Below are 16,621 nucleotides of genomic sequence, written 5' to 3'. Positions count from 1 at the left end.
CACGAACACAGCCGATACAGCCCTAACCATTGCACATCTATAAAAAGGCTACCTGAAAAATATCCCCCTTTTTCAGGTAGCCCTCCCGCTTGGCGAAACAAACACTTCGTGCCACAATCCCCGCCGTTTTCCATCCCGCCGCGCCAGCGCCAGCCATCATGACCCCCATCCTCGCCTTCGACATCGAAACCATCCCCGACGTAAACGGCATCCGCCTGCTCCACCAGCTCCCCGCCGACACCCCCGACGCCGACATCGTCGCCTGGGCCCAGCAGCAGCGCCGCGCCGCCCACAACGGCAGCGACTTCATGCCCTACCACCTCCAGCAAGTCGTGGCCATCTCCTGCTGCATGCGCTGGGGCAGCGACAAAATCCACGTCGGCACCATCGGCGAAACCAGCGACAGCGAAGAAACCATCATCGCCAAATTTTTCGAACTCATCGAAAACCACACTCCTCAGCTCGTGAGCTGGAACGGCGGCGGCTTCGACCTGCCCGTGCTGCACTACCGCGCCCTGATCCACGGCCTCGCCGCCGCCCGCTACTGGGACACCGGCGAAGGCGACTTCGGCGACAGCCGCGACTTCAAATGGAACAACTACATCAACCGCTACCACAGCCGCCACTGCGACCTCATGGACCTGCTCGCCCTCTACCAGCCCCGCGCCTACGTCCCCCTCGACGACATGGCCAAACTCTGCGGCTTCCCCGGCAAGCTCGGCATGGACGGCAGCCAGGTATGGCAGGCCTACCACGAAGGCCGCCTGCGTGAAATCCGCAACTACTGCGAAACCGACGCCGCCAACACCTACCTCATGTACCAACGCTTCCGCCTGATGAACGGCGCCGCCGACGCCGACGAATACGAAATGGAAATCAAGCGGCTCAAAGGCTACCTGAAAAACCAAGAAGGCAAAACGCATTGGCAGGAGTTTCTGGAAGCGTGGCATTAACGGCGATGCCGTTCGATAACATAGGGCTACCTGAAAACACAGCGGCCGCCGATCAAGCCACGGTTGACTGCCTCATCTGCCTGGACAAGGCTTGTTAAAACCGCCATCCGGCTTGTCAACGCGGCCATGCCGGCCTGCGGATTGGCTGCAATGACAAAGGCTACCTGAAAATCCGTTCCGTAGGATTTTCAGGTAGCCTCTTTATATCCAACCCCGCTTAGGGCAACACTTCTTCCAGCACGGTTTCCCCGCCGTTTTCATGCAGGTGCAAACGCAGGCCGCCGGCGGTGCGCTCGAGGCGCAGGTGGCCGCTGGCGCTGTGCGCTTCGGCTGTGCTGCCGAGGTGCTGGCGGGTATGGGCGATGCGGTTGGAGGCGGTGTAGCGGCCGAGCAGGAAGCCTTTGCAAACGGGGCCGCCGCTGTATTCCGCCCATACGGTGCTGCCGTCTTGGCTGAAGTGGTAGGCGGGTGCGCCGCTGCCTTGGGGGCGGAAGGTTTTGCCGTGCAGGTTGAAGGCTTCTTCGGCGGTGTCGGCGGGGGCAGGCGGGCACTGGCGGAAATAGAGCAGCAGGTCGCGGAAGACGTCGGGGTCTTTCACAAAGGTCATCTCACCGCCCTGCGGGAAGTGGTAGTCGAGCAGGCGGGACACCCAGAAGCGGATGCAGCCGGCGCGGTGGGCAATGGGAAGGTAGGCCTGTTCGGCAGGAGTGAGCGGGCGCACGCTTTGGTAGCCGCGCATGAAGGCCTGCTGCAATGCGGGGTCGATGCGGTTGTCGGCGAGGCGCGCCCAGTCGTTTACGGCAATGGCGAGGTCGTACATGAAGCTGCCGTTGCAGGCGTAGTAGAAATCGATGAAGCCGGCCACCTGAATGCCGTCGAGCAAGACGTTGTCTTTGAAAAGGTCGGCGTGGATGATGCCGCCGGGCAGGTGCTGGTCGGGGTTTTGAGCGAGAAAGGCGATTTCGTTTTGCAGCAGCTCGGCGTCTTCGCGGCTCAGGCAGGGCAGCAGGCGGCGGCTTTCGGCTTCCCACCAGGCGGCGTGGCGCGGGTTGGGCATGCTCTGGCCGAAGCTTTGGCCGGCCAGGTGCATTTTGGCAAGCATGGCGCCGGTGTGGAAACATTGGGCGGCTTCGGGCACGGCAGTGTCGCGGCCGTTGAGGAAGCTCACCACGCAGGCGGGCTTGCCGGCGAGCAGGCTGTCGAAACGGCCGTCGCGGCGCGGGATGGGGGCGGGGCAGGCCACGCCGTTGCGGCTGAGGTGCTGGCTGAGCTCCATGAAAAACGGCAGCTCTTCGCGGGTGAGCACTTCAAAGATGGTAAGCACGAAGCGGCCGCGGTCGGTGTCGAGGAAATAGTTGCTGTTGGTCACGCCTTGCGCAATGCCTTGCAGCGACACGAAGCCGCCCAAATCGTAATCTTCTAAAAACTGGCGGATTTCTTGGTCAGAGACGCTGGTGTAAACAGACATGGCGGGTAATCGCGGCGGGTGGATAGGAAAGCGGATTCTAGCAAATGCGGCAGCGGGCAGGCTACCTGAAAAACGGAGCTTGAGCGAAGATAAAGCAGCTTTTCTGCGCAGCCGAAATACCGCGGCCGCGATTTCGGATAGCATGGAAACGGCTGTTTGTTTTTGCAAAAACCGCATGTTGGCAGCAGGCTTCGCCGGCGGCGTTTCCGGCATTCCCCGGCAGCAGCAAGAGTTATACCATAACACTATAAAATCAACGGTTTATTTGATACAAATCCTTGACGTCGGCCCGCCGGGAAAGGCATACTGCGCCCGAGCAGTTCCCCTATTTTTCCAACCGATATGAGGATCACGATCATGAAGATGAAAGCAGCAGTGGTTGCCCCCCAATGCGACGGCAACGTGGAAATTGTTGAGCGCGAAATCCCCGCCGTGGGCGCAGGCGAAGCGCTGGTGGAAGTGGAATATTGCGGCGTGTGCCACACCGACTTGCACGTGGCCGCTGGCGACTACGGCAAGAAACCCGGCCGCGTGCTCGGCCACGAAGGCATCGGCATCGTGAAACAGGTTGCCCCAGATGTTACCACCCTGAAAGTGGGCGACCGCGTGAGCATCGCCTGGCTGTTTGCCAGCTGCGGCCACTGCGAATACTGCATCACCGGCCGCGAAACCTTCTGCCGCAGCGTGTTGAACGCCGGCTACACCGCCGACGGCGGCATGGCCACCCACTGCGTGGTAAAAGCCGATTATGCAGTGAAAGTGCCCGAAGGCCTCGATCCCGCCCAGGCTTCCAGCATCACCTGCGCCGGTGTAACCACCTATAAGGCCATCAAAGTGGCCGGCGCCCAGCCCGGCCAGTGGATCGCCATCTACGGCGCCGGCGGCTTGGGCAACCTGGCCGTGCAATACGCCAAGAAGGTGTTCGGCGCCCATGTGATTGCCGTGGACATCAACGACGACAAATTGGCGCTGGCCAAAGAATCCGGCGCGGATCTGATTGTGAACCCGGCCAAGGAAGATGCCGCCAAGTTCATCCAAGAGAAAACCGGCGGCGCACACTCCGCCGTGGTCACCGCCGTGTCCCGCGCGGCCTTCAATTCGGCTGTGGATTGCGTACGCGCCTGCGGCCGCGTAGTAGCCGTTGGCCTGCCGCCCGAAACCATGGATTTGTCGATTCCGCGCCTGGTGCTGGACGGCATCGAAGTGGTGGGCTCGCTGGTGGGCACGCGCAAAGACTTGGAAGAAGCCTTCCAATTCGGCGCCGAAGGTATCGTGGTGCCCGTGGTGCAGCTGCGCCAGCTCGACGAAGCCAATGCCATTTTCCAAGAAATGCGCGACGGCAAAATCCAAGGCCGCATGGTGATCGACATGAAGGCTTGCGGCTGCCATCACCACTAAGTCTCGGCTAGCAAGCAAATAGCAAGGCCGCCTCGGGAATCGGGGCGGCTTTTTTGTGCGGCAGATTTGCGCCGGATAGAACGGTTTACTATTTTTCAGGTAGCCTATTGCCTGCGCGGGAGGCTACCTGAAAAATGTGCGCCCTCAATTGAGGGCAAACCCTATTCCGCCACCATCGCCTGCGCCGGCACCCTATCCAGCCGCCAATGTTGTACCGCCCAATCCAGCAGCGCTTGCGGTTTATCCACTTCCGGTGCGGGCGGCAGTTTCAGGTAGCCCATCACTTGGCGCAGCAGGGCTTCTTTGCGCTGCAAATCCAGCGCGGGGGCGAGGGTTTGCTTCGACCATTTCTGCCCGGCGGCGTTGGTGAGCAGGGGCAGGTGGGCGTAGTGCGGGGTGGGGTGGCCGAGGCAGCGTTGCAGCCAGATTTGGCGCGGGGTGGACACGAGCAGGTCTTGCCCGCGCACAATGTGGGTGACGCTCTGCGCGGCGTCGTCGGCCACCACGGCGAGCTGGTAGGCCCAGAGGCCGTCGGCGCGCAGCAAGACGAAGTCGCCGATGTCGCGGGCGAGGTTTTGCGCATAACGGCCGACGATGCCGTCGGTGAAGGCGATGGTTTCGTCGGGCACGCGCAGGCGCCAGGCGGGGATGCGGCCGGCAGCTTGTGGCGGCGGGGCGGTAAGGCGGGAGCAGGCGCCGTTGTACACGAAGCCGTCGGCACCTTGGCGGGCGTGGGCGTGCCATTGTTTGCGGCTGCAATAGCAGGGGTAGGCGAGGCGGCGCTGTTGCAGGCTTTCGAGGGCGGCGCGGTAGAGGGCGTGGCGGCGGCTTTGGTAGGCCACTTTGCCGTCCCATTCGAAGCCGAATGCTTCGAGGGTGTGCAGGATGTGGGCGGCGGCGCCGGGCATTTCGCGCGGGGGGTCGAGGTCTTCCATGCGCACCAGCCAGCGGCCGCCGCTGGCGCGTGCGTCGGCGTAGGAGGCCAAGGCGGTGAGCAACGAGCCGATGTGCAAGAGGCCGGTGGGGCTGGGGGCGAAACGTCCGATATACATGGCTACCTGAAATATTGGAGGAAGATGGGAAAATGATACGGAGGGGCGTGCGGTAAAACAAGTGTGCCTGGCACAAAGGCTACCTGAAAATTTTCAGGTAGCCTTCCGTGCTTGTTGAGGCCGCGTTGTCATCGAAATAAAAACCAAGGTGCTGAACAGCCGTTTTCGCGCCCCGCCACCACAGCCAGCCGCGAAGCCCGTTGTGTGATAAAATAACGCGTTTTTAAACGATTGGGCTTAAATCTCCATGAGCAGCACCCACGACCACCAGTTTGCCAAAGAAACCATCCCCGTCAGCCTCGAAGAGGAAATGCGCAAAAGCTATCTCGACTACGCCATGAGCGTGATCGTCGGGCGCGCGCTGCCCGACGTGCGCGACGGCCTGAAGCCTGTGCACCGCCGCGTGCTGTATGCCATGCACGAGCTGAAAAACAACTGGAACTCGTCTTATAAGAAATCCGCTCGTATCGTGGGCGATGTGATCGGTAAATACCACCCGCACGGCGATTCCGCCGTATACGACACCATCGTGCGCATGGCGCAGCCCTTCTCCATGCGCTATATGCTGGTGGACGGCCAGGGCAACTTCGGCTCGGTAGACGGCGACGGTGCCGCCGCCATGCGTTATACCGAAATCCGCATGGCGCGCATCGCCCACGAAATGCTGGCCGACATCGAAGAAGACACCGTGGATTTCGGCCCCAACTACGACGGCAGCGAGCAAGAGCCGCTGGTGATGCCCACCCGCTTCCCCGCTTTGCTGGCCAACGGTTCCGCCGGTATCGCCGTGGGCATGGCCACCAACATCCCGCCGCACAATTTGGGCGATACCGTAGACGCCTGCCTGCAATTGCTGGCCGACCCCGACACCGGTATCGACGCGCTCATCCAAACCATCCAGGCCCCCGACTTCCCCACCGGCGCCACCATCTACGGCCTCTCCGGCGTGCGCGAAGGCTACAAAACCGGCCGGGGACGCGTGGTGATGCGCGGCAAAACCCACATCGAAACCATCGGCAAACACGGCGAGCGCGAAGCCATCGTCATCGACGAAATCCCCTATCAGGTAAACAAAGCCAAGCTGGTGGAAAAAATTGGCGAGCTGGTGCGCGAAAAAGTGCTGGAAGGCATTTCCGACCTGCGCGACGAATCCGACAAATCCGGTATGCGCGTAGTGATCGAGCTCAAGCGCAACGAAAACGCCGAAGTGGTGCTCAACCAGCTCTACAAGCTCACCCAGCTGCAAGACAGCTTCGGCATCAACATGGTGGCACTGGTAGACGGCCAGCCGCGCCTGCTCAACCTCAAGCAGATTCTGGCCGAATTCCTGCGCCACCGCCGCGAAGTGGTTACCCGCCGCACCCTGTTCCGCCTGAAAAAAGCGCGGCACGAAGGGCACATCGCCGAAGGCAAGGCCGTGGCGCTGTCGAACATCGACGAGATGATCCGCCTCATCAAAGAATCCGCCGACGCTGCCGAAGCCAAAGCCAAACTGCTGGCGCAGCCCTGGCAGTCTGGCCTGGTGGGCGACATGCTCAGCCGCACCGATTTGGATTTGCGCATGGCGCGCCCCGAAGGGCTACCTGAAAATCTCGGCTTGCGCGCCGAAGGCTACTACCTGAGCGATTTGCAGGCCGATGCCATCCTGCGCATGAGCCTGCGCAACCTCACCGGCCTCGACCAAGACAGCATCGTCAACGACTACAAAACCATCATGGCGCAGATTATCGATTTCCTGGATATTTTGGCCAAACCCGAACGCATTACCCAAATCATCCGCGACGAGCTCATCGAAATCAAAACCAATTTCGGCGACCCCCGCCGCAGCGAAATCAACCCCTTCGGCGGCGACATTGCCGACGAAGACCTCATCCCCCCGCGCGAAATGGTGGTCACCCTCACCCACGGCGGCTACATCAAAACCCAGCCCACCACCGACTACCAAGCCCAGCGGCGCGGTGGTCGTGGCAAACAGGCTGCCGCCACCAAAGACGAAGACTTTATCGAAACCCTGTTTGTGGCCAACACCCACGACTATCTGATGTGCTTCACCAACCACGGCCGCTGCCACTGGATTAAGGTCTACAAACTGCCCGAAGGCGGGCGCAACTCGCGCGGCCGCCCGATTAACAACGTCATCCAGCTCGACGAAGGCGAAAAAGTCTCCGCCATCCTGCCCGTGCGCGACTTCCCCGAAGACGAATACGTCTTCTTCGCCACCGCCCAAGGCGTGGTGAAAAAAGTGCAGCTTTCCGCCTTCAAAAACGTGCGCAGCCAAGGCATCAAAGCCATCGCCCTCAAAGAAGGCGACAGCCTGGTGGGCGTGGCGCGCACCTCCGGCTGCAGCGACATCATGCTCTTCTCCAACCTGGGCAAAGCCATCCGCTTCAACGAATACTGGGAGCGCAGCGGCGACGAAGAAGAGCTTGGTGACGATGCCGAAACCGAAATTTCAGGTAGCCAGGAAGACGACGAGGGCAGCGAGCACGCCCCCGTGAGCGGCAAACACGGCGTGCGCCCCAGCGGGCGCGGCAGCGGCGGCCTGCGCGGCATGAGGCTGCCGGAAAACGGCCGTATCGTCAGCCTCATCACCTTCGCCCCCGAATGCGAGCAGCAAAGCGCGCTGCAAGTACTCACCGCCACCGCCAACGGCTACGGCAAACGCACCCCGATCGCCGACTACAGCCGTAAAAACAAAGGCGGCCAAGGCAATATCGCCATCAACACCGGCGAGCGCAACGGCGAGCTGGTGGCCGCCACCCTGGTGAGCGAAAGCGACGACTTGATGCTCATCACCAGCGGCGGCGTACTCATCCGCACCAAAGTCGAACAAATCCGCGAAACCGGCCGCGCCGCCGCCGGCGTGAAACTGATTAACTTAGACGAAGGCGAGACCTTGGTCAGCCTTGAGCGCGTGGCCGAAGAAGAAGCCGACGAGGCCGAAGGAGAAACCATGGCAACCGCAGTTTCCCCTGAAGCCGCCGGCTCGGGCGAAGAAGCAGGCCAAGCTTAACCCCGCCCGCAAACTCAAGAAAGGCTACCTGAAAATAGTGCGGCATCCGTTTTCAGGTAGCCTTTTGTTCAACTTGTTATCCCCAACCGTATTCCCGCACCCCCAAGGAGGCTACCTGAAATCATGCGTGCCGTTATCCAAAAAGTCAGCCATGCCCACATCGCCCCCGCCGAATCGCCCGAGGCCCCGTTCAGCCAAATCGCCCACGGCCTGTGCGTGCTGCTCGGCGTGGGCGGCGAAGACAGCGCAACCGATGCTCGCTACATCGCCGACAAAATCGCCCACCTGCGCATTTTCGAAGACGAAGCCGGCAAGCTCAACCTGTCGGTGAAAGACACCGGCGGCGAAGTGCTGCTGGTGTCGCAGTTCACCCTCTACGGCGACGCCCGCAATGGCCGCCGCCCCTCCTTCACCCAAGCCGCCCGCCCCGAGCAGGCCGAAGCGCTGTATCGGCAAGTGGCCGAACTTCTGCGCGGCCACGGCGTGAACGTGGCCGAAGGGCGCTTCCGCACTCATATGCTGGTGAGCCTGTGCAACGACGGCCCGGTAACCATTCTGCTGGATTCGCAGAAAAGCTTTTAACTTCGGCCGGCACGGCCATACCTCTGCGGGTTGGGCCGAATGTTTTCAGGTAGCCTCATGGTCAGTAGTGAGGCTACCTGAAAATATCTGCGGCAGGGCGAAGAGCGACAAATAAAAATAAAACGGTGCACTTGCCCATCAAACAAAAAACCTGCCGCAATGGGCAGGTTTTCGTATGGCAAGTTGATTAATCTTCCTGTTTGCGGGAAGACAGCTTTTCTTTGATGCGGGCAGCTTTGCCGGTGAGGCCGCGCAGATAGTACAGCTTGGCGCGGCGAACGTGGCCGCGGCGTTTCACTTCGATTTTCTCAACGTTGGGGGAATAGAGCTGGAAAGTACGCTCCACGCCTTCACCGCTGGAGATTTTGCGCACGATGAAGTTGCTGTTCAAGCCACGGTTGCGGCGGGAAATCACCACGCCTTCATAGGCCTGCAAACGGGTGCGGTTGCCCTCGGTTACGCGCACGGAAACAGACACGGTGTCGCCGGGAGCGAATTCGGGGATGGATTTGTTCAAACGGGCGATTTCTTCCTGTTCGAGCTGTTGAATCAAGTTCATTGCAAAGTCCTTGTTATGATGGGATATCTCGTTCCTCCTGCCGGATTTTCCGCAGGAGCCTAGATTCCTCTGGGGTTAATTCGCGCTCGGCCAAAAGGTCGGGCCGGCGCAAGAGGGTGCGGCGCAACGCCTGTTCGAGGCGCCATTCCGCAATCAGCGCATGGTTGCCGCTGCGCAACACAGCGGGCACGGTCATGCCCTGAAATTCTATCGGGCGGGTGTAGTGCGGGCAGTCGAGCAGGCCGTTGGCAAAGGAATCCTGCCCGGCCGAATCGGCATCACCCAGCACGCCGGGTATCAGCCGCAACACCGCGTCCATCAGCATCATGGCCGGCAGTTCCCCGCCGGACACGACAAAATCGCCGATACTGATTTCTTCGTCGATACTGCTGCTTAGCAGCCGTTCGTCTATGCCTTCATAGCGGCCGCACACCAAGATCAGGCCGTCCAGCTTGGCCAGCTCGGCTGCTTTGCCATGTGTGAGCGGCGTGCCTTGCGGACTCAAATAGATGACCCTGCCGTTTTGCCGTGCTTTGGCGGTGTTGATGGCTGCCTGCAAAGGTTCAGCCATCATAATCATACCGGGGCCGCCGCCGAAAGGCCTGTCGTCGATATAGCCCAGTTTGTTGTCGGCAAACTGGCGCGGGTTCACCGCATCAAACTGCCACAAACCACGCTGCAGCGCCCGGCCGGTTACACCATGCTCGGTAATGCTGCGAAACATCTCGCCAAACAGGGTAACGGCTTGGATGTACATCAGTAATCCAAGCCCCAGTCGGCCACGATGCCGCCTTGTTCTAAATCCACGTTGTCGATGTAATGATCAACAAAGGGAATCAGCTTGCGGCCATATTCGCCATCCACCACCAAGATATCGTGCGCACCGGTTTCCATCAGGTTGCTCACGATACCGATGAATTCGTTTTGCCGGTTGTGCACAGCCAAGCCGACCAAGTCGGCCCAGTAATATTCGCCTTCTTCGGCAGGCTCGAAATCGCTACGCTTGATTTCGATGGTGTATCCGCGCAACAACTGTGCGGCATCACGGTTGCCGATTTCGGCAAACTTTACCTGTAATTCATCGCCGGCCACTTGGCCGTTTTCCAACGTGTAGCTGCGGGAAACGCCGTCTTTACTCAAACGCCACACCGGATAATCCAGCAGGCTGTCGGCGTATTCGGTGCCAGCGGCCACTTTCACCCAGCCTTTCACGCCAAACGCGCCTTTCACATAGCCCATGGCTATCCACTTTTCTTGGCTGCGGCTCATGGCTGGTATTCCGCGATTAGGCGGCTTTCTGCTGTTCTTTCACCAGGCGGGCAACGGCATCGCTCACTTGGGCGCCTTGGCTTACCCAGTAGTTCAAACGCTCGGTGTTCAGGCGAACGCGTTCCTGTTTTTTATTGGCAACAGGGTTGTAGAAGCCCACGCGCTCAATGAAACGGCCGTCGCGGCGGTTGCGCGAATCGGCTACCACGATGTTGAAAAACGGGGAATGCTTGGAGCCGCCGCGCGAAAAACGGATCACTACCATATGATTATTCCTTCTTCCTTCGGGAAATTTGGTCAATAAGAAAACAGCGGATTTTAGGATAGTTTGCGAGACGAACGCAAGCCCTTATTGCAAAAATACTCTTTTTGCGGCAACGGCGCGGGCAAAACGGCTACTGGGTGCAATCAAACAAGGCTCCTGCAGATGAGTTCTGCAGCACCAAGACTCAACCAAATTTAGCGAGATGGGAATCCTATTTTCCTTACGCCAAAATTTGGTGTTACCCGCGTTTGCTCGACCGTATTTTTCAGGTAGCCCAATCAAAACACCGCATTCAGCACCGTAAAGCAAACCGCCGCCAGCAGCCCGGCCGCGGGCACGGTAATCACCCAGGCCAGTGCAATGGGCTTCATCAGGCGCCAGTTGGCATTGCGGTTTACCAGCCCGATGCCCAACACCGCACCCACCAGGATGTGCGTGCTCGATACGGGCAGGCCCAGCGCCGAAGCCAACATCACCACGGTGGCCGCGGAGAGCTCGGCCACAAAGCCGGAGGAGGGATGCATCTTGGCCAGGTTTTCGCCCACCGTGGCAATCACCTCCCGCCCGATAAACCACAGCCCCACCACCAGCGCCACGCCGAAGGTGAGCATGGTAATCGGCGGAATTTCTCCCTCGTTGCCGATGCCGCCGCTGCGCAGCACGTCCATGATGGCGGCGAAGGGGCCGATGGCGTTGGCGATATCGTTGGAGCCGTGGCTGAAGGCGAAGCAGCAGGCGGTGAACACTTGCAGCCAGCTGAACATGATGAAGGTGGCACGGTCGAGGTTGTTGCCGGTTTTCAGGGTGCGGGCGTAGGCAAACGTGCCCATCCACAACACCGCGCCCACCATGCCGACGATCAGCAGGTTATCCAGCGTGCTCAAGCCCAAGTTCAGATGTTTCAGGCCTTTAAACAACAGCATGGCCGCCATCACCATGCCGCCCACCGCACCCACCAGCGGCACCCACAGGCGCAAGGCGCGGAAGGCGTTGATTTCGTCTTTGCGGCGGTCGATTTCATGCAGGCCGCGGTAATAGTCGGATGCCAGCTCTTCGGGCTGGTAATGGCCTTCGTTGTAAAGCTGGGCATCGCGCACGATGGTGGCGGTGTAGGCCATCTGTTGCAGCTCGCTCATCTGCTCGAAGCGTGTTTTGTGTTCTTTCTTATATTCCAGCTTCTCTTTGCGCAGGCGCTGCACATGGCGGCTGGAGGCCACGTTGTAGCCCAGGATATAGGTCTTGATGTTTTTGAAAATCAGATAGGAAGTGACCCCGCCCAGCAACGGTGAAAGCACCCAGGAAATGGCGATTTCGCCGATTTTGTCCCAGCGCACCAGATTCAAGCCGCCCAAACCGCTGTTGTAGAAACCCAAAACCAATGCCGAGCCCACGATACCGCCGATGATGGAATGCGTGGTGGATACCGGCAGGCCTTTCTGCGAAGCAAACAGCAGCCACAGCGAAGCCGCCGCCAGCGCCGCCATCATGATGTAGACAAACTGCAAGGGTTCCAGCGACATGCCGCCCAAATCCACGATGCCGTTGCGGATAGTGGCGGTCACACCGCCGCCGGCCAGCATCGCCCCGCTCACTTCAAACACCGCCGCCACCGCCAGCGCCTGCGGGATGCTCAGCGTGCCCGCGCCCACCGAGGTGCCGAAGGAATTGGCCACATCGTTGCCGCCGATATTGAAGGCCATGAAGATGCCGAACAGCGCCGCCAACACAAACAACACGGTATGGTGATGCTGGATGTAGCCCAGCCCCCAATAGATGAAATAGCCGGACATGCCGAGCAACACGGCTATGCCGAGGAAATTGACAGTCTTCAAACGCAGCGAAGCAGGGGAAGCGGCCATTATGGTGTTCTTTGCAAACAGAAATTCAAACAAGGCAGCCGCACAAGGGGGCGGTGCGCCAAACAAACGGGGCGATTATACCAAAATCCGTTGAAGCCACACGCAAAATCAGGCTACCTGAAAAACCCGCAAAGGTTTTCAGGTAGCCTGATTTTCAGGTAGCCTTTAACGGCCGCGCGGCCTCTCCACGTTATTCCGGCCGGCCGTACTGTTGCAGCAGCGCACGGAAGGCTTCGGCCGTTTCCGGGTGTTTCAGGCCGTAAGCCACGGTGGCTTCCAGATAACCCAGCTTGCTGCCGCAGTCGTAGCGCTTGCCGGCAAAGGCGTGCGCCAACACCGGCTCGTGCTCCAGCAGCTTGGCGATGCCGTCGGTGAGCTGGATTTCGCCGCCCGCGCCGCGGCCGATGGTTTGCAGCAGCTGGAAAATGCGCGGCGTGAGGATGTAGCGCCCCACCACGGCCAGGTTCGACGGCGCTTCTTCCGGCTTCGGCTTCTCCACAATGCTGCGGATGCGCTGATACTGCTGCCACGGCGACACTTCCACAATGCCGTAGGAGCCGGTTTGCGCAGGCGCCACCGTTTCCACGCCCAGCACGCTGTTGCCGGTGTGGGCATACACGTCCACCATCTGCGCGATGGCGCCCTGCGGCGCGTCGATTAAATCATCGGCCAGGATCACGGCGAAAGGCTCGTTGCCCACCGCCGCGCGGGCGCACAGCACGGCGTGCCCCAGGCCCAGCGCCTCGGCTTGGCGGATATACAGGCAGGTGACTTCGGGCGGCAGGATGTCGCGCACATGGGCAAGCAGCGCGTTTTTGTGGCGGTGCTCCAGCTCGGTTTCCAGCTCGTAGGCCTTGTCGAAATGGTCTTCGATGCTGCGCTTGTTGCGGCCGGTGATAAACACCAGCTCGGTGCAGCCGGCGGCCACGGCTTCTTCCACCGCATATTGAATCAGCGGCTTATCCACAATCGGCAGCATTTCTTTGGGGCTGGCCTTGGTGGCGGGCAAGAAGCGCGTGCCCATCCCGGCCACGGGGAAGACGGCTTTTTTGATTGGAACGGGGTGTTGCATGATTTGGCTCGTATGGGATTGGATCGGTAGAAAAAGATGCCGCATTATAACGGCTTCGCTGCGGATGTTCTGAAGGCTACCTGAAAATGTGTTTCGCGCGTTTCTACGAAGCCGAAATACGTGCCAAACATTTTTCAGGTAGCCTCTGGCCTAGCCCGCCATCTGCCGGAACACTTCCCCGGCTATCCGCACGGTCTCGCCCACCAGCTCTTCGCCGTGCGCCGCCGACACAAAGGCCGCCTCATAGGCCGAAGGTCCGAAGGCCACGCCTTTATCCAGCATGCCGTGGAAGAAAGTTTTAAACGCACCGATATCGGAAGCCGCCATATCCGCATAGTTCTGCGGCAGGCTACCTGAAAAATACAGGCCGAACATGCCGCCCACGCTGTCGGCGTTAAACGCAACGCCCGCCTTCGCCGCCGCCTGTTTCAGCCCGCGCACCAATTGTTCGGTGCGCGCGGTGAGGTTTTCGTAGAAGCCCGGGCGCTGGATGATTTCCAAGGTTTTTAAGCCCGCCGCCACCGCCACCGGGTTGCCCGAAAGCGTGCCGGCCTGATACACCGCGCCCAAAGGGGAAATGCAGTCCATGATGTCGCGCCGTCCGCCGAAGGCCGCCAGCGGCATGCCGCCGCCGATCACCTTGCCCATGGTGGTCAAATCCGGCGTGATGCCGTGCAGCGACTGCGCGCCGCCCAGCGCCACTCGGAAGCCGGTCATCACTTCGTCGTAAATCAGCACCGCGCCGTGTTGGGCGGTGAGCTCGCGCAGGGCGCGCAGGAATTCGGGCGTGGGGCGCACCAGGTTCATATTACCGGCAAAGGGCTCCACAATCACGCAGGCAATCTGGCCGCCTGCTTGGGCGAAGGCTTCTTCCAGCTGCGCCACGTTGTTGTATTCCAATACCAGCGTGTGCTTGGTGAAATCGGCGGGTACGCCGGCGGAGGAGGGGTGGCCGAAGGTGAGCAGGCCGCTGCCGGCTTTCACCAAAAGGCTGTCGGAATGGCCGTGGTAGCAGCCTTCAAACTTGATGATTTGGTCGCGCCCGGTGTAGCCGCGCGCCAGGCGGATGGCCGACATGGTGGCTTCCGTGCCGGAACTCACCAGCCGCAACCGCCCCACGCTGGGCACCAGCCGGCAGATCTCTTCGGCGATCACGATTTCCGCCTCGGTGGGCGCGCCAAACGAGAGCCCGCCCAGCGCCGCCTCGCGCACCGCTTCCAGCACTTCCGGGTGCGCATGCCCCACGATGGCCGGGCCCCACGAGCCGACGTAGTCGATATAGCGCGTGCCGTTTTCGTCCCACACAAACGCGCCCTCGGCCTTTTTGATGAAGCGCGGCACACCGCCGACGCTGCCGAAGGCGCGCACGGGCGAATTCACGCCGCCGGGAATCACGGCTTTGGCGCGGGTGAAGAGCTGTTGGTTGCGGTCGGTCATGGGGAAGTCCTGAACGGGGAAATGGGAACGGGCGGATTTTAGCAGACTTTGCCGATGGGTTTTCACCTCGTTGAAGCTGCGCTTTGGCTTTGCAGCAACCCGGTATCGGCAGCGCCAAGACCTCGTTTTCAGGTAGCCTCAAACCGGGCTGCCGCATCGGAAGGCTACCTGAAAACGGCATTTCCATACCCAAAACAGGTTATTGCAAAGCAAACCGAAGCCTCTATAGCGGATTTTGTGCCTTCCGATACCAAGCGGCGAGCCGCAGGCAGTATAACCAGTACGGCAAGGCGAGCCGACACCGTAGCGAAAGTTACAAAATCCGCTATATAAGGGAGCCGGCTTTCCGCGCCGCCCAAACCCCCGCCCGCTTGCCCTATCCGCCGCCGCCCCATATACTGGCGCAGACGGCTCACCCCGACGCCGTCCCCATTCCCGACTAGGAGACCGACATGAGAAAAGATTTCGAGCAGCAGAAAGAAGAACTGATGAAGGAAGTGCGCGACGTACTGGACAATGTGGAAGAGCTGTACAACACCGGCGTCGAATACGGCAGCGAAGAAGCCCAAGAGCTGCGCGGCAAGCTGCAACGCAAGCTGCAGGCCGCCCAACGCAAGCTGGGCGAATTTGAAGAAGTGGCCGTGGACAAAGTGAAACAAACCGCCCGCCAGGCCGACGAGCTGGTGCAGGAAAAACCGTATTACGCCATGGGCTTCGCCGCGCTGGCCGGCTTGGTGGTGGGCGTGCTGCTCAACCGCCGCTAAACAGCCGAATTGATACACGCCGCCCGCCCTGCCCACCCGAACGCAGGCGGGCGTTTTGCCCGCCAACGAGCCGAGGAGCCCGCCATGAGCCTGAAACAGAATATCGACCACTTCCGCTTCCTGATGAACCAGGGCGTGGATTTGCTGCTGCTGCGCCTGCAAATCCTCGGCATCGACCTTTCCGACCAAGCTGCAGGCTTGGTGCGTATGTTTGCGGCGGTGGCTGTGGGCGGCGTGATGCTGCTCTCCGCGCTGATCAGCCTGCTGTTCGGGCTGGACGCTGTGCTGCCGGCGCAGGCCAAGGCTTGGGTGTTTTTCGGCCTGCCCGTGCTGCTGCTGCTGATTGCCTGGGTTGCCTTGGCACGCGCCGCATCCGGCTGGCGGCAGGCCGGTTTTCAGGTAGCCTCCACCCTGGCCGATATGCGCCGCGACATCGACACCCTGCGCGGCCGTTCCCCCAATCATCCCAACGCCGCGCCGCAAACCGATAACACGGAGCAAGCCGAATGAGCAGCCCGATAAGCAAACGGCAGCAGCGCGAACTGCTCGCCCTACAAGCCGAGCTCGCCCGCCTGAAAATCCGCGCCGAGCAGCTGAAACAGCGCAAGCGGCAGCAGCAAGGCCGCGGCACCGACTGGCAACGCTGGCTCAAGCTGGCCGACCGCCTGCCGCTGGCCATGCTGCTGTGGCAGGCCGCCGTGCTGCCTCCGGCCAAACAGCGCGCCCTGCTGCCCAAAGCCGGGCGGATGCTGTGGCGCTGGTGGCGCAGTTTGCCGCCTGAGCCGGGCAAGTAATGCCGTTTCCGCAAACCAACACCAAGGCTACCTGAAAAATAATTTTCAGGTAGCCTTCCCTGTAGAAAATAACCGCGTTGTTTACACCACAGGTTGAGAAAAATAAGCCTGCAACACCTCAAACGGCGTATCGCCG

17 protein-coding genes and 1 pseudogene are annotated in these 16,621 nt (G+C 60.7%); 8 read left to right on the top strand and 10 right to left on the bottom strand.

Annotated features, from left to right (window positions below; translation table 11 throughout):
- Positions 1-158 precede the first annotated feature (158 nt).
- Positions 159-953, top strand: coding sequence for a 3'-5' exonuclease (locus H9Q10_RS11460; RefSeq protein ID WP_197904117.1), 795 nt, complete (start codon positions 159-161; stop codon positions 951-953).
- 217 nt (positions 954-1,170) lie between these two features.
- On the opposite strand, the gene H9Q10_RS12390 is transcribed toward H9Q10_RS11460, so the two are convergent.
- Together H9Q10_RS12390 and thrB are read right to left on the bottom strand one after the other, a co-directional pair.
- Positions 1,171-1,461, bottom strand: a complete 291-nt coding sequence (locus H9Q10_RS12390) for an avidin-fold protein (RefSeq protein ID WP_476728680.1) — start codon at positions 1,459-1,461, stop codon at positions 1,171-1,173.
- A 54-nt stretch (positions 1,462-1,515) separates the two neighbouring features.
- Positions 1,516-2,421, bottom strand: a pseudogene (gene thrB, locus H9Q10_RS11455) (homoserine kinase); the annotation flags it as partial.
- Between the two features lie 357 nt (positions 2,422-2,778).
- Here thrB and adhP point away from each other — a divergent pair.
- Positions 2,779-3,819 (top strand): alcohol dehydrogenase AdhP, encoded by a 1,041-nt coding sequence (gene adhP / locus H9Q10_RS11450; protein ID WP_197904115.1) that lies wholly within the window; start codon positions 2,779-2,781, stop codon positions 3,817-3,819.
- 161 nt (positions 3,820-3,980) lie between these two features.
- Here adhP and gluQRS read toward each other — a convergent pair whose 3' ends face one another.
- Positions 3,981-4,871, bottom strand: coding sequence for a tRNA glutamyl-Q(34) synthetase GluQRS (gene gluQRS / locus H9Q10_RS11445; protein ID WP_197904114.1), 891 nt, complete (start codon positions 4,869-4,871; stop codon positions 3,981-3,983).
- 247 nt (positions 4,872-5,118) lie between these two features.
- Here gluQRS and gyrA point away from each other — a divergent pair, with 247 nt between their 5' ends.
- Together gyrA and dtd are read left to right on the top strand one after the other, a co-directional pair.
- Positions 5,119-7,884 carry a DNA gyrase subunit A gene (gene gyrA / locus H9Q10_RS11440; protein ID WP_238480200.1) on the top strand — a complete coding sequence of 922 codons (2,766 nt, stop codon included), beginning with the start codon at positions 5,119-5,121 and terminating at the stop codon, positions 7,882-7,884.
- 123 nt (positions 7,885-8,007) lie between these two features.
- Positions 8,008-8,466, top strand: coding sequence for a D-aminoacyl-tRNA deacylase (gene dtd / locus H9Q10_RS11435; protein ID WP_197904113.1), 459 nt, complete (start codon positions 8,008-8,010; stop codon positions 8,464-8,466).
- A 187-nt stretch (positions 8,467-8,653) separates the two neighbouring features.
- Here dtd and rplS read toward each other — a convergent pair whose 3' ends face one another.
- The 7 genes from rplS to hemL form a co-directional block, all read right to left on the bottom strand.
- Complete coding sequence (gene rplS / locus H9Q10_RS11430) at positions 8,654-9,025, bottom strand: 50S ribosomal protein L19 (RefSeq protein WP_197904112.1); 372 nt, start codon at positions 9,023-9,025, stop codon at positions 8,654-8,656.
- Between the two features lie 13 nt (positions 9,026-9,038).
- Entirely contained in the window at positions 9,039-9,782 is a 744-nt protein-coding gene (trmD, locus tag H9Q10_RS11425; protein ID WP_197904111.1) for a tRNA (guanosine(37)-N1)-methyltransferase TrmD, read from the bottom strand.
- Entirely contained in the window at positions 9,782-10,294 is a 513-nt protein-coding gene (gene rimM / locus H9Q10_RS11420; RefSeq protein ID WP_197904110.1) for a ribosome maturation factor RimM, read from the bottom strand. Before rimM ends, trmD begins: the two co-directional genes overlap by 1 nt.
- A gap of 16 nt (positions 10,295-10,310) precedes the next feature.
- A complete protein-coding gene (gene rpsP / locus H9Q10_RS11415) occupies positions 10,311-10,559 on the bottom strand; it encodes a 30S ribosomal protein S16 (RefSeq protein ID WP_197904109.1) in 249 nt (82 codons plus the stop codon).
- 278 nt (positions 10,560-10,837) lie between these two features.
- Positions 10,838-12,418 (bottom strand): inorganic phosphate transporter, encoded by a 1,581-nt coding sequence (locus tag H9Q10_RS11410; protein WP_197904108.1) that lies wholly within the window; start codon positions 12,416-12,418, stop codon positions 10,838-10,840.
- Positions 12,419-12,608: 190 nt separating this feature from the next.
- On the bottom strand, positions 12,609-13,490 hold the full coding sequence (galU, locus tag H9Q10_RS11405) for a UTP--glucose-1-phosphate uridylyltransferase GalU (protein WP_197904107.1): 882 nt from the start codon (positions 13,488-13,490) through the stop codon (positions 12,609-12,611).
- A 150-nt stretch (positions 13,491-13,640) separates the two neighbouring features.
- Entirely contained in the window at positions 13,641-14,927 is a 1,287-nt protein-coding gene (gene hemL, locus H9Q10_RS11400; protein ID WP_197904106.1) for a glutamate-1-semialdehyde 2,1-aminomutase, read from the bottom strand.
- Between the two features lie 83 nt (positions 14,928-15,010).
- Between hemL and H9Q10_RS11395 the strand changes: the two genes are divergently transcribed.
- The 4 genes from H9Q10_RS11395 to H9Q10_RS11380 all read left to right on the top strand — a co-directional run bounded on the left by H9Q10_RS11395 (position 15,011) and on the right by H9Q10_RS11380 (position 16,485).
- Entirely contained in the window at positions 15,011-15,370 is a 360-nt protein-coding gene (locus H9Q10_RS11395) for a hypothetical protein (RefSeq protein WP_197904105.1), read from the top strand.
- A 9-nt stretch (positions 15,371-15,379) separates the two neighbouring features.
- Entirely contained in the window at positions 15,380-15,691 is a 312-nt protein-coding gene (locus H9Q10_RS11390; RefSeq protein ID WP_197904104.1) for an ElaB/YgaM/YqjD family protein, read from the top strand.
- Positions 15,692-15,775: 84 nt separating this feature from the next.
- Positions 15,776-16,201, top strand: coding sequence for a phage holin family protein (locus H9Q10_RS11385; protein ID WP_197904103.1), 426 nt, complete (start codon positions 15,776-15,778; stop codon positions 16,199-16,201).
- Positions 16,198-16,485: a hypothetical protein gene (locus tag H9Q10_RS11380; RefSeq protein ID WP_197904102.1), complete on the top strand. Its 288-nt coding sequence runs from the start codon at positions 16,198-16,200 to the stop codon at positions 16,483-16,485. Before H9Q10_RS11385 ends, H9Q10_RS11380 begins: the two co-directional genes overlap by 4 nt.
- Positions 16,486-16,621 lie beyond the last annotated feature (136 nt).

Origin of the sequence: Eikenella glucosivorans (assembly GCF_016025525.2) — a bacterium.
Lineage (GTDB): Bacteria > Pseudomonadota > Gammaproteobacteria > Burkholderiales > Neisseriaceae > Eikenella > Eikenella glucosivorans.
The sequence above is the reverse complement of the archived record's forward strand: the minus strand, read 5'-3'. Positions and strand labels throughout refer to the sequence as shown.

Coding starts and splice junctions, on each gene's coding strand:
- H9Q10_RS11410 (WP_197904108.1), bottom strand. CDS start 12,418: ATGGCCGCTTCCCCTGCTTCGCTGCGTTTGAAGACTGTCAATTTCCTC.
- galU (WP_197904107.1), bottom strand. CDS start 13,490: ATGCAACACCCCGTTCCAATCAAAAAAGCCGTCTTCCCCGTGGCCGGG.
- gyrA (WP_238480200.1), top strand. CDS start 5,119: ATGAGCAGCACCCACGACCACCAGTTTGCCAAAGAAACCATCCCCGTC.
- adhP (WP_197904115.1), top strand. CDS start 2,779: ATGAAGATGAAAGCAGCAGTGGTTGCCCCCCAATGCGACGGCAACGTG.
- gluQRS (WP_197904114.1), bottom strand. CDS start 4,871: ATGTATATCGGACGTTTCGCCCCCAGCCCCACCGGCCTCTTGCACATC.
- dtd (WP_197904113.1), top strand. CDS start 8,008: ATGCGTGCCGTTATCCAAAAAGTCAGCCATGCCCACATCGCCCCCGCC.
- H9Q10_RS11460 (WP_197904117.1), top strand. CDS start 159: ATGACCCCCATCCTCGCCTTCGACATCGAAACCATCCCCGACGTAAAC.
- rpsP (WP_197904109.1), bottom strand. CDS start 10,559: ATGGTAGTGATCCGTTTTTCGCGCGGCGGCTCCAAGCATTCCCCGTTT.
- rplS (WP_197904112.1), bottom strand. CDS start 9,025: ATGAACTTGATTCAACAGCTCGAACAGGAAGAAATCGCCCGTTTGAAC.
- H9Q10_RS11380 (WP_197904102.1), top strand. CDS start 16,198: ATGAGCAGCCCGATAAGCAAACGGCAGCAGCGCGAACTGCTCGCCCTA.
- H9Q10_RS11390 (WP_197904104.1), top strand. CDS start 15,380: ATGAGAAAAGATTTCGAGCAGCAGAAAGAAGAACTGATGAAGGAAGTG.
- rimM (WP_197904110.1), bottom strand. CDS start 10,294: ATGAGCCGCAGCCAAGAAAAGTGGATAGCCATGGGCTATGTGAAAGGC.
- trmD (WP_197904111.1), bottom strand. CDS start 9,782: ATGTACATCCAAGCCGTTACCCTGTTTGGCGAGATGTTTCGCAGCATT.
- H9Q10_RS11385 (WP_197904103.1), top strand. CDS start 15,776: ATGAGCCTGAAACAGAATATCGACCACTTCCGCTTCCTGATGAACCAG.
- hemL (WP_197904106.1), bottom strand. CDS start 14,927: ATGACCGACCGCAACCAACAGCTCTTCACCCGCGCCAAAGCCGTGATT.